The organism is Flavobacterium myungsuense (assembly GCF_042677265.1).
GTDB lineage: Bacteria > Bacteroidota > Bacteroidia > Flavobacteriales > Flavobacteriaceae > Flavobacterium > Flavobacterium myungsuense.
Genome location: NZ_JBHTIZ010000001.1, coordinates 19308 through 32924 on the forward strand (window position 1 = coordinate 19308; position 13617 = coordinate 32924).

The 13617-nt window shown below is 31.4% G+C and carries 6 protein-coding genes; all 6 read left to right on the forward strand.

Annotated features, from left to right (window positions below):
• Positions 1 to 3 precede the first annotated feature (3 nt).
• The 6 genes from ACFQ0S_RS00060 (at position 4) to ACFQ0S_RS00085 (ending at position 12955) form a co-directional block, all read left to right on the forward strand.
• On the forward strand, positions 4 to 1542 hold the full coding sequence (locus tag ACFQ0S_RS00060; RefSeq protein WP_379753809.1) for a sulfatase family protein: 1539 nt from the start codon (positions 4 to 6) through the stop codon (positions 1540 to 1542).
• Positions 1543 to 1544: 2 nt separating this feature from the next.
• On the forward strand, positions 1545 to 2693 hold the full coding sequence (locus tag ACFQ0S_RS00065) for an aldose epimerase family protein (RefSeq protein ID WP_379753805.1): 1149 nt from the start codon (positions 1545 to 1547) through the stop codon (positions 2691 to 2693).
• Positions 2694 to 2885: 192 nt separating this feature from the next.
• Positions 2886 to 5360, forward strand: a complete 2475-nt coding sequence (locus ACFQ0S_RS00070) for a TonB-dependent receptor domain-containing protein (protein WP_379753802.1) — start codon at positions 2886 to 2888, stop codon at positions 5358 to 5360.
• Between the two features lie 131 nt (positions 5361 to 5491).
• On the forward strand, positions 5492 to 5875 hold the full coding sequence (locus ACFQ0S_RS00075; protein ID WP_379753800.1) for a hypothetical protein: 384 nt from the start codon (positions 5492 to 5494) through the stop codon (positions 5873 to 5875).
• Positions 5876 to 6064: 189 nt separating this feature from the next.
• A complete protein-coding gene (locus ACFQ0S_RS00080; RefSeq protein ID WP_379753797.1) occupies positions 6065 to 8416 on the forward strand; it encodes a hypothetical protein in 2352 nt (783 codons plus the stop codon).
• Positions 8417 to 8836: 420 nt separating this feature from the next.
• Positions 8837 to 12955 (forward strand): hybrid sensor histidine kinase/response regulator transcription factor, encoded by a 4119-nt coding sequence (locus tag ACFQ0S_RS00085; protein WP_379753794.1) that lies wholly within the window; start codon positions 8837 to 8839, stop codon positions 12953 to 12955.
• Positions 12956 to 13617: the final 662 nt, after the last annotated feature.

Consider the following 13617-nt stretch of genomic DNA (forward strand, 5'->3'; position numbering starts at 1 on the left):
ACAATGAAAATCAAATATATAGTTTTAAGCTTTTTAGCTTTTACCGTTAGTTTAAAAAGCAGCAGTCAAACAAATAATAAAACCGTAAAACCGAATATTGTTTTTATTTATTTAGATGATTTAGGATATGGAGATTTAAGCTGTTATGGAGCAACCGCAATAAAAACGCCCAATATTGATTCTTTAGCCAATGGTGGAGTTCGATTTACAAATGGATATGCCACTTCAGCAACGTGTACACCAAGTCGGTATGGTCTGCTTACCGGGGTTTATCCTTGGAGAAATAAAGACGCCAAAATACTTCCAGGTTCAGCCCCGCTATTGATTGGTAAAGACCAACTAACCATTCCTAAAATGTTAAAAGAAAAAGGATACCAAACTGCCGTTGTGGGCAAGTGGCATTTAGGTTTAGGAACAGGAATTGTAGATTGGAATCAACAATTAGATGCAGGGCCTAATGATGTAGGTTTCGATTATTCTTATATTATGGCCGCCACACAAGATAGAGTCCCAACTATTTATATCGATAATGGTAAAGTAGTAAATCTAGACAGTAAGGATCCTATTGCTGTTAATTACGACAAAAATTTCCCTGGTCAACCCACAGGGAAAGAAAATCCTGAATTGCTTTCTATGAAATGGCATCATGGCCATAACAGTTCCATTGTAAATGGTATTCCTCGAATTGGTTATGTTTCTGGTGGAGCCAGTGCCAATTGGAGTGATGTCGATTTAGCAGATCATTTTTTGGCCAAAGCACAAACCTATGTAAAAAGCCATAAAGACGCGCCATTTTTCCTATATTATGCTTTAAATCAGCCACACGTACCTCGTACTCCTAACCCGAGATTTGTAGGTAAATCAGGTATGGGACCCCGTGGAGATGTTATTTTGGAAGCGGATTATTGCGTGGGCGAAATAATAAAAACCTTAAAAGCAGAAGGAGTTTTAGACAATACTTTAATTATGTTTTCAAGCGATAACGGACCCGTATTGAATGATGGCTATTATGATGAAGCTGTGGAGAAACTAGGCAATCATAAACCAAACGGTCCATTGCGGGGCGGAAAATACAGTCTATTAGAAGCCGGTACACGAGTGCCGTTTTTCACCTATTGGAAAGGTCGAATTAAGCCTCAGGTTTCAGATGCTTTGGTGTGCCAAATTGATTTATTGGAATCTATTGCGAAGTTGGTCAATATAGATGTTAAAAGTACAGACAGTCAGGAACTTTTAGATGTTTTTACGGGTAAAAGCGCTAAAGGAAGAACGAATTTGGTTATTGAAGCCAATACTAAAACTGCTTTTCGTCAAGGAGATTGGATAATGATTCCGCCTTATTCTGGCGATCCAATTCTGGAAGAAGTTAATATTGAAATGGGAAATGACAAAGATTTTCAATTGTATAATTTAAAAAAGGATATAGGTCAAAAAAATAATCTTGCCAAAGCCCAAACCAAAAAATTGAAAGAAATGATGAAAAATTTCGAATTGATTCGAGGAAACAGTTATAATAATGTTGAAAAAATTGAATTGAAATAACAATGAAGAAACAATCTGTTTTTTTTGTACTAATTACGCTGTTCATTTGTTCGAAAGCTATTAGTCAAAGTAACTTAAACAATTCCGAATGCGCTCCACTTAATCCAGAAAATTTTAATAAGATGATTGATGGAAAACAAGTGAGTTTGTTTCTTCTAAAAAATGGAAATCTAACGGCTGCTATAACCAATTATGGCGGTCGTATTGTTAGTTTATGCGCTCCAGACAAAAACGGTCAAACGGCCGATGTAGTTCTGGGCTTCAAAAGTATTGAGGATTACTTAAAGGCAACTGGAGTGTATCATGGCGCTATCGTTGGAAGGGTAATCGGGAGAATTGCTAAAGGAACTTTTGAATTAGATGGAAAAACACAATCTCTAACTATAAATAGTGGTGCCAATCACCAACACGGTGGATTAAAAGGGTTTCATAATCAAGTTTGGGATGTTAAAACGGTAACAGATAGCTCCCTTGTATTGTCTTATATTTCTGTTGATGGAGAAATGGGATATCCTGGGACTTTAATAGTAGAGGCAAGGTATCAATTGACTTCAAATAATGAATTGACCCTGAAATTATTGGCTACAACCGATAAAACAACTATTGTAAATTTGTCCAATCATGCTTTTTTTAACCTTTCTGGCGAAGGAAACGGACCTATTTTAGGCCATATTTTAACGATTCCGTCCAATTATTTTTGCGCCGTTAATCCTGACAAAATTAAAACAGGGGAGATTCTAAAAGCTGCTGGAACTCCATTTGATTTTAGAAAAGGAAAACCCATTGGTAAAGACATCATTTTAGAAAATGCTAACGAACAGTTGAAAATAGCTGGCGGATACGATCAAAGTTATGTTTTAAAGAAAAAAAAGTCCAATAAAATTGTTTTAGCGGCAACGGTTGTCGATCCTAAAAGCGGTCGTAAATTAGAAGTTTTAACCAATAATTTGGGAGTACATTTTTTTAGCGCTAATTTCTTTAAAGGTAACGATATTGGAAAAATGGGGAAGCCACTTCACTTTAGAGAATCATTTGCTCTAGAAACCCAAGACTATAATTCTTCAAATCAAAAATCATTTCCAACGCTTCTTCTCAAACCTGGTGAAAAATACGAAACGTACACCGTTTACCATTTTTCAAGCATAAAATAGGTCTTTTTTGTTGTTGAATAAAGATCTATTTTATATTATAAAATTGAAAAAAATCATATAAAATGATAAATATTAAAATATAGAATAACGATTTATTACTATTTTTATCTAATTAATTATGACTTGAATTAAGTATTAAATCACAATTTAAATAAGCATTCTTATAAAAATATATAAATTTTAAAGCATAAAATGTCAATAAAAATACTTTGTTTAAATCTCTTCTTTTTCCTAATAGTTATAAATACAATAGCTGCTCAAAATGGTTCTATAAAAGGATTTGTTCAAGATAATCAAACCTTAGAACCTATAGAATATGCTAGTATTGCCATAATCAATCCGATTACTCAATTGGTTGTTAACGGAGATTTGTCAAACAAAACTGGCATTTTTTTAATTAAAAATATTAAACCCGGAACTTACCAGCTCAAAATTTACTTTATAGGCTACGAAACCCGTGTATTGGAAAATATTAAAATCCAAGACAACCAAAATATTCAATTAGAAGTTATCAAATTAAAACTTGGCAATCAAGCATTGGATGAAGTTGTGGTTTCAAGTAAGAAAGCAAATTCCTCCAATAAAATCGACAAACAACAGTATAAAGCCAGCCAGTTTGAAACCGCTAAAGGGGGTTCCGCTATTGATGTCATCAAGAATTTGCCCTCAGTTACAGTTAATGGTGAAGGTCAAATAAGTCTTCGGGGTTCCAACGGATTTATGGTTTTAGTCAACGGCAAACCTATTTTGACCGATGCAGCAACAATTTTAAGTCAATTGCCCGCCAATACGATTCAAAATATCGAATTGATTACGGCACCTTCGGCAAAATACGATCCCGATGGAAAAGGTGGTATCATCAATATTATCACCACTAAGGGCAGCACGGACGGTTTTGCACTTTATGCCAATGCAATGGGAGGATTCCCCAGCACAGATGATTACGACAATTTAGAAACGCCTAAACGTTTTGGTACCGATGTCACGGCCAATTATAAAAATGAAAAAATAGACTTTTCACTTACAGCCAACTATCAGCGGAATGACAATAATGGGAATCGCGAAGGCGATGTTTATACCAAAGATTTTAAGGCAAATACTATTACTCGCTTCCCGTCCAATGGTGAAAGAAGTTTTGACAAGCACAATTATTCCATTAAAACTGCTTTGCTTTATTCCGCCAATAAAAATAATGCTTTCAATTTTGGCTTTTATCTCGGCAAGAAATTCCAAGCCCGAAGAGCCGATTTGGTTTACAATAACAGCACTTCCGACTTGACCACGGATGCCGTTTTAAGCCAGTTTACCTATTTCAATTCGAATGTGCAAACTAAGGAAGGAAAATTCACTTTGGCCAATTTTGATTATACGCACAGCTTTGCAAATGAATCGACATTGACCACTTCTGCGCTTTATGAACATGCTAATTTGTATGGAAACACAATCAACTTGAATATGGATTATCCAGCCAAAGAAACCGTTTTTCAAGAAGTGAAAAATCCTTACACCAATCCGATTTCCGGTTTTCGTTTAAAATTAGATTACGCCGTCGCTATCGCAGACGGAAAATTAGAAAGTGGCTATCAATATCGAAATGACAAACAGGATGGCACTTTTGGGTACACCATCAATCCAGAACCGGTTCCGCTGGTGGACAATTCCCAATTTAGAGGAACTGCAAAAACCAACAACCACATTAATGCCGTTTATTCCCAATATTCAGGGAAATCAGAAAAACTGGACTATGTTGCAGGTTTGCGCTATGAATATGCCCAAAGGAAAGTGATTTTATCTACTGATATAAATCCGCATCTTTTGAATTTCAGCAATCTTTTTCCGTCGGCTAATTTGTTGTATACTTTCAATGATGCCTGGAATGCAAAAGTGGGGTACAGCAAAAGAGTACAACGCAACAATAATTCCGAATTGAACCCGATACCCGAAAGAGAACATTCCGAAACCTTAGAGCAAGGAGATCCTGATTTGTTGCCGCAATTCGTCGATTTGGCCGAACTAGGAATAAATCATACCTTCAAAAAAGGAACATTTTTTACCACTTTGTATTATCAAAACATTAAAAACCCGGTTCAAAGAGTCAACAGTGTTTACAACTACACTATTTTGAACAGGGTGTACACCAATGCTGAAAGAGCGAGATTATTTGGCTTGGAATTGAGAACAAATCTAAATCCAAAAAAATGGATGGCTTTGTACTTTGGAGCCAACATTTACAATTACAAAATCAATGGTGACTTGGATGTTTTGGGAGAGATATCCACCGTCAATAACTCGGATTGGGTGTATTCTCTGAATGCCAACGGAACTTTTAATTTAGACAAAAATTGGAGCCTTACGGCCAATGTGAATTATACTTCGGCAAAACCAACAGCACAAGGAGAAGATTCTAGATTTTTGGTTCCGAATATGTCTGTAAAGAAAACCATTTTGGACGGAAAAGGCAGCATCGGTTTCCAATGGCAAAACATCAACTTTGGCAATATGAATTCGAATCAGCAACGAATTACGACTTACGGCAACGACTTTTATACCACAACCAATTACATTTATGAAACGAATGTTTTGTTGCTAAATTTTTGCTATAATTTCAATAAATTGACCCCTAAAAATAAACTGCCTTCGAGTGAATTTGGTGAAAAAGAGTTTTAGTTTATTTGTTTTTGAAAAAACTTTTAGTTTAAAGAAAAAATGGAGTTATAAACCAATTTAATTAATTCGATATGAATAATAGGTATAAATTTCGATTACTATCTTTTAAGAGTTCTTTAATAATACTTTTAATGATGACATTTCAAACGCTGAAAGCTAAAGAAAAGCAAGACTCCATCTTTAATTTATTTAAAGCCAATTTTTACAAGGGGCTGCGATATCAACTTTTGAACCCAATTAACTTTGATGCTAAAAATCGGTACCCTGTTGTTCTCTCCTTGCCTAGTGCAGGAGGAAAAGGCACTGATAATAGCAAGCAAATAAAAGATATTCCTAATTGGTTTTTTCATGGGGATATAGATTCAAAGTATCCCTACGAAAAAGACGTAAAAGTATTTGAAGATATGCAAAAAATAGGTGGAAACATGAAATTCACTACTTGGAAAAGGGACAAGCACGGAAAACATGTTGCCTTGAAAATGGTAACCGGAAGTACTAATGGTACAACACAATAAAGCAGTGATAAATATAATCCAGAGCCCGTTTTTTGAAATAGCTTTTCAAACAAATAGTACCAAAAAAATGGAGTATCAGTATTTGTTTTCATTAATAAAAGGCATCCAAACCGTTTTTGGGCCCTAAGTTTTTTATATCAAATTTACCTACATATACTAATTAACATCATATAAATACAATTTTTATAAATGAGAGCAACCATCATTATAATCTTCAGTTTATTTTTTTTTCAATCCAATTCCCAAAACAGCGATTCCCAAAAAGCAATAGAGAATTACCTTGAGAGTTATTTTAAATATGATAGGGAAATTATACATGTTCAATTCAATAAAAACAAGTATGTAAACAATGAAGATATTGCTTTTAAAGGATATATTACTAGTAAAAACAATACCATATTAGCCGAAAACACGACCAACATACAATTAGTAATCTATGATAGCCAAAAGCAAATCATTCAAAAAAAATTACTTTTTGCCAATAAAGGTACTTTCGAAGGTGGTATTCATTTGGATGACAAATTCAAAGCGGGTAAATATTATTTTCATTTTTTTACCAATTGGATGCGTAATTTTATAGAAGATGATTCTTTCGTACAAATAATCGAAATCATTGATAAAAAGGGAACATATAATTTTGATACAAATGAACCCAATTGGGAAACAGCCGAAATTACACTATTTCCCGAGGGAGGATTTATAATAAATGATATGATAAATATCGTTGGTGTCAAGATTACAGATTGTAACCAAAAAGGAATAGAAATTAGCGATGGTATAATAGTGGATTCTAAATCAAATGAAATTTCACGCTTTCAAACTAACCACTCTGGAAATGGTATTTTTTATATAAATCCATACATAAATGAAACGTACACTCTAAAAATAAAATCTGATAAATTAAATATTTCAAAACCATTACCTCGCATTCAAGAAACAGGCATAATAGTTAGTTATAATAACAATTTAAATGGACAAAATCTTTTAATTAATGTCAAAACAAATGAGAAAGGGGTTGAATTATACCAAAATAAAAAATATGACCTCCTGATTCAACAAAATAAAAAAGCAATTCTAAAGGAAATAACCTTTAATAATAAACAAACCAATCAATTAGTCAATTTGGATAAAAAATATTTATCTAACGGCGTTAGTAGTATTCGTCTGATTGATGAAAACTTAAATGAAATAACAGAACGTTTAATTTATAATTATGGTACAAATAAATCCGTCACTTCACTTGAAGCAAGAACAATTGCTAATGACAGTATTATATTATTTGGAAAAACCGATGGTATTTTAGCCAATCTAAGCATTAGTGTGCTTCCAGGAGATAATATTTGTGCGGGACAAAAAAGAGCTATCTTGGGTACTTTTTATCTCAATACTTATTTAGAAAAGCCAGAAATAAACAATTATTCCTATTATGATTTTGAAAATAAAAAGAGGAAAGAGGATATGGAGCTGTTGATGTTGAATCAAAGCAAAAGTAAATACCAATGGAATAATATTAAGTCTAATCCCCCAAAAATGAAATATACTTTTGATAAAGGGGTAACCATTAGTGGGACGATAGATAAGGTACTTAAACCAAATTCTAAATATAAAATTGCTCTTTTCTCATTTAAAGACAACGTTTATGAAGAAACAACTATTGATGAACAAAATAAATTTAAGTTCGAAAACTTTTATGCTAGAGATTCCACCGTTTTTATCTTACAAATGATGGATAAAAAAAACGTGTCGGTATTCACTAAAATGACAACGAAGGTTTCTTCTAATTCATCCCCATTATATTTGTCAAGTACGTTTGATAATTCAAATTGTGAAGTCCTAAAAAACCCAAACACAAGTTTTGCTTTTGCAGATTCAAAAACAGACCCCTCTGTAAATTTAAACGAAGTTTTTGTGCAAAACAATTTCAAAAAAGAAATTCTTACAAATAAAGATAAAATGAGCATGAATGCTCAAGGTTATAAAATTGAAGAAGGACAACAAGGAACTGTTTTGGATTTTATAGCTAGACATGGTTATAGAACTGGTGTTGATTTCGAAACTAACGATGCATATATTAGAACTTCATATAATTTAAATTCTAGCAGTTCTCCAGTTGTTTATGTTGATGATATTGAACAAACCGATTTTAATTTTCTATTCAATTTCGAACTCAGCGAGGTTGATGAAATATATATTGACAAATCCGGTTTTTCTGATAATTCTAGTAGAGGTGTAGGCACAATAAAAGTTTATTTAAAAAAGGGGGGGAGTAGTAACAAATATTTCAAGGCCCAATACTATTCAATGATTGTAACGAATGGCTTTGTTAAAAATATAGAATTTAAAAATTCCTATTTTGAATCACAAAAAGAGTTTTATTATTTTGGGACTTTAAATTGGACACCAACTATAAAAATAAAAGACAACCCAAATTTTGAAGTTAAATTTCCAAAAGGAAACCAAAAAGAAATTAAGGTTCAAATCGAAGGATTTACACCAGAAGGCCAGCTTATATCTGAAATTAAAAAAATATCCGTTTTATAAATAGTGAAACAAGTGATATTTAAACTAGTTGTTTTTTAAATTGTAATGAGTTGGGTTACTTTTTCTGAATATCACTAGATAATTAAAAAAGTAGTAAAACTCAATTATAAACTCGCACTGGAAGAATTAGAAGCTGCTTTGAAAAGTTATAGTTAACAGATACAATAATGAGCGATATCATGAATTATTAAATAGGTTAACACTCGCGGATTTTTATTTGAAAGATTGAAAATAATACTCAACAATAAGACAAAAATTTTAAGAAAATTGCAATTATTAATTGCAGAAATGAGTACTAAAAAATATTATTACCAACAAATCAAAAAAAATATATTTATCTTTGAATTATTAACTATATACTCTCATTGAAAAAGTCCAAATTAGTTTGAAGACATACAATATTACCAATAAAAACAATAAATGCAAAGAATTCTAACATTATTAATTACATTATTTTTTTATGTATATTCATATGGTATACAGAGTTATGTTGTTAATTTTAAAAACATAGACAGCAAACAAGGTTTGTCACAAAACGGCATAACATCAATATTTCAAGATAGAGATGGATATATGTGGTTTGGCACTCACTATGGTCTTAATCACTATGATGGCATTAGTATTAGATCGTTTTATGCCGGAAATTCATTTAATGAACTTTCTGACAATAATATAAATTCAATTACACAGGATCTTGCCGGTAATATTTGGATTGCTACAGAACAAGGCCTTACGGTTTATAACCCTATTACACATAAATTATACAATTTAAAAAAGTACAACCATAAAAACAGTGTTTTTGGTCAAAACATACAATCCATTAAATTGATTGATGGTAAAATTATGTTCACAAGTCAAATTGGACTTTGGAGTATCAATTCTGGAAAAGAACTTTTTACGGAGGAAAACACAAAATCAATTTGCGAAAAGAGCATTCGATATAAAATTCCTACCAATTTAGACCTTGAGTCTTTAAAAATTCATGAAAAAGATAAAAATGGAAACTATTGGTTGACTAATAAAAACCAAGTTATTTTAACCAAAATCAGTAGCAATAAATTAATCGTTTTAGCTAAAATTCGCATAGAGCCCTCTGCGGATGTTACTCTATCTGCTTTTTTTCAAGATAACTTTTCAAATATCTGGATAGGTACTCAAAACAATGGTTTGTTTCATTTAAAAGGAGAAAAAGGAAACTATTTAATAACTAAAATTTATCCAAAAAAGGATTCTGCTATCAATTTTTCTAGAATAGCAAACATCATTCAAGATCGTCAAAACAATCTTATTGTGACATCCCGCGCCGACGGGGCTATTAAGATTAATGAAGAAGCCCTTAGAAAAAATGATTTTACCTCTTCAACTATAAACGAAATTGATTTACCTACTAGAAAAATTAAAAGTATTTTTATTTCTCGAGATAAAACCTTGTGGATTGGATCATTAGGAAATGGTGTGTTTTTTCAAAATAATTCGGGACTAAAATTTAAAAACTATCAGATTAAAGATTATAAAAACAACTCAATAGTTAGTAATACCCGATCAATTATTAAAGATGACAATGATAATTTGTGGGTAGGTACTTTATTTGAAGGGCTTTTTATTTATGATACTTCCAATCAAACAATAGTGAAGTCAATACTGAATGGAAAATCGATTTTCGCATTATCCAAAATCGATAATAAGCACATTCTAGTAGGCGCATCTGACGGCTTATATCTAGTCACTTTTAAAAAAAACAATTACATCACTAAAAAACTAAATACAAACAACGAGACAAATCCCATTGTTTTTTCAATTGCGCATGTCAATAATCATTACTGGCTAGGAACTGACAATAATCTCATGAGTTTTACATTAACGAATGATTTTGAATTAGTGAATCGTGTCACCTATAAAAATTTAATCCCATCCTCTTTAAATTCCATAAATTTCGTCCGTATCGTTAAATATGATCCTATACACAATTTTTTATGGATTGGAACTCAAACAAAAGGACTCGTTGTAGCAAAATTAAACAACGATTTTACAATTAAAAATTTTTTCCATTATAATCAAAAACCAAATAGTCTGGATACTAATGACTATATATGTGACATACTTCTTGATAATAAAAACAATGGTTGGATAGGTACAAAAAAAGGTTTGTTTCAAATTAAATTATCTAAAGATGGAGCAGCCTCAAAAATTAACAAATTCACAATTCGAGACGGACTTCCTAGTAATTTAATTCAATCAATCGAAACCGACAAGCAAGGAAATATATGGATAGGGACAAATAAAGGTTTAGTTAAATTAAATCAAGCTTATAAAACAACGATTTATGACATAAACGATGGTATTCAGAACTATGAATTTTCAGAACATTCCTCATATTCCGATCCTAATGGTTTATTATATTTCGGAGGGATTAACGGAATTTCTGAATTTGCACCCAATAAAACAAAACAAGTTAATTACAATGAACCTGTAAATATTAGGGATATAATTGTCAATGGTATAAATGTAAATGATAGAAGACCGAAGAATGATTCTACCAGCCTAACATTACGCCATTTCGAAAATAATTTAAAAATTAACTTTCTATCTCCCTATTACTACAATCAAAAAAATTGTAAATATGCTTATATATTGGAGGGATTTGATCAAAATTGGTTAATGGCATCCGCTTCTGTTTATGCAACGAATTATAAAAATTTACCTGTAGGGAATTATACATTCAAAATAAAAGTATCAAACGAAGATGGAACTTGGGGTTCAGATTATACCCTATTAACAATTGAAATTAAACCTTCATTTTGGCTTACATTTCCAGCATTTTGTCTCTATATAATCGTGCTTTATTTTTTAATTATTTTAATTTCATCTATTACAAAAAAACGACTTGAGAAAAAAAATAAAGCGCAATTAGAAAAACAATATCATGAGCAGATGGAGAAAATCAATGAATCGAAATTGGAATTCTTTATCAACATTTCACATGAAATTAGAACACCCCTAACTCTAATTTTATGCTCTATTGAAAAACTGATTTCTAATTTTAAGCTGAATCCAAAACAAGAAAAAGAAGTATTAACTATTGATAAGAACGTAAACAATCTTTTGGAATTGACCAATGAGTTATTGGCAATTCACAAAATGGAAACAGGTAATTACCAATTAAAAGTTCAGAAAAGTGATATGATTTTGTTTTTAAAAAACATTAAAATTGCTTTTAAAGGATTAGCAAATTCGAAAGAAATTAAAATCTCGATTGATGCCTATATGCCAGAATTATTTATTTGGTTTGATAAAAATGCACTTGGAAAAATAATGTATAATTTAGTTTCCAACGGCATTAAGCATACCAATAAAGGGGGTAAACTTGTAATAAAATTATTTCCATCCACAGACAAAGGATTTTTAACAATAATGGTTATCGATAACGGTGCAGGAATTGACGCCAGTTTTTTATCTAAAATTTTTAATAGATTTTACCATCACGGAGGCAATATGGATCGATATGTTAATGGATTTGGAATAGGCTTGTCTTTGACAAAGTCAATGATTGAACTCCATAAAGGAACAATTTCAGTTAGTAGTGAATTAAATAAAGGAACTATTTTTACTTTGAATTTACCAATGGATGAAAACGCTTATTCTGATGAAGAAAAATCAGATAGAATCCTTTGGGATAATGATATGCCTAAAACTCTCAGCGCTAGTAATTTTGATGAAAGCAATGAAGTTGTCAATGATAAATTAGTTGATAAAAATGTTGAATTTAATGCTGAAAAACCTACAATTTTATATGTAGATGACAATATAGATTTGATTGAAAATATGGCCGATTATTTTACGGACAATTACAACATATATACCGCAGAAAATGGAGAAATAGGCGTTGAAATGGCAAATAAATTGCAGCCTGATATAATTATCAGTGACGTGATAATGCCTATAATGAGTGGTCTTGAACTATGTAAGACCCTTAAGAATGATATAAAAACTTCGCATATCCCGATAATTCTTTTAACGGCTCAGGGCGATATGAATACTCAATTTGAAGGAGTAAATTCTGGGGCAGATTACTTTGTCCCAAAACCTTTTAATATTAAAATTTTAAACCTAACCATCAAAAACCTTATAGAGTCCAGAAACAAAGTTAAAAACCTATTTTTGACTAATAAATATAAGGATGCTGGAGACTTAACCACAAATAGTAAAGACAAGGAATTTATTGAAAAACTATTAAAATATGTTAACGATAATATAGAAGTGGATAATTTGAATATAATCAATATCTCGAATGAATTTTCAATGAGTCGTTCCACCTTTTTTAGAAAAGTTAAGATGATAACCGGCACCACTGGTAAAGAGTTTATAGATTCAGTACGATTGAAAAAAGCTACCATACTTTTACTAGAATCAGATCTAAATGTATCTGAGATTGCATATGCTATAGGTCATTCTAATCCACAGTATTTTTCTAAGTGGTTTAAATCCCATTGCAAAATGTCGCCTTCAGAATACATTTTAAAATACAAATTGAAGGACTAAAGTAATTGATGTCTTCATGCTTAAGAAGTAAAAGGCAGTAGTACTTAGCTTTTAAATACGATAATGATTGGTGTAAAATCGTAACAAAAAGCCTTATAGATTCTGATATCCAATATTATAATCTAAAATCTTTGACATTTTAATCCCGACGAGATTGCATCTCTGTTTTTTAATAATTGGTATTCAGAATATTATACTTCTTTGATAATACCAATTATAATTATTAATTAGTCCAATCGTTATGGCATAATGCAGCAGTATATTTCATTTTGTCCAATTTTTATTGGACTAATTTTAAATAACACTATTTAACTTTTGAATTTACTGTAATAATTTGTATGTTTGGCTATACCAAAAAAGATAATATTAGAAATAGCAGAGCGTGTTGAATTTTTACAAAGAGAACATTCCAAATCCAAAGGTCTTCTTAAAAAAGACCGAATAAAAACCTTACTTTATATTAAAGAGGGTAAATTTCATTTTCAAAGCGACATCGGGAAAAAGCTTGGAGATCAGAGAAAACAAAACGTGCCTGGTTGCAGCAATATTTAAAAGACGGATATTTAAGCCTTGTAGAGCTAAAAAGTGGCGGCAATAACACCAAGACAATTTCTGAGAAAGCTCAGTTTTTTATTGCTGAAAAAGTTAATAATAAAAACACA